The sequence below is a fragment of the Rugamonas apoptosis genome (assembly GCF_014042355.1).
Classification (GTDB): Bacteria; Pseudomonadota; Gammaproteobacteria; order Burkholderiales; family Burkholderiaceae_D; genus Rugamonas; species Rugamonas apoptosis.
Window position 1 is genome coordinate 1 of record NZ_JACEZU010000080.1, and the last position, 255, is coordinate 255.

Genomic DNA, 255 nt, shown 5'->3' on the forward strand with positions numbered 1-255 from the left:
CGGCCTGGGCCTTGCGCCAGTCCGCCTGCGCCGTGGCCAGGTCGGGCGCGTCCAGCGATGCCAGCACGGCGCCACGGCGCACGCTGTCACCCGGTTCGGCCCGCAGCGCCGTCACGCGGCCGGCGATAGGCGAGCTGACGCGGGCCGTGCGGTTTTCATCGTAGGTGAGGCGGCCGTTGACCGGCTCGGCCACCGGCAAGGCGCCGGCCGCCAGCGCGCTGACCTTGAGCGAGGACCACTGGGGCGCATTGGCGT

Annotated in this window: 1 pseudogene; it reads right to left on the reverse strand. The window is 75.3% G+C overall.

The features are described 5' to 3' along the window. Window positions 1–255: pseudogene (locus tag H3H39_RS27515) on the reverse strand (efflux RND transporter periplasmic adaptor subunit); the annotation flags it as partial.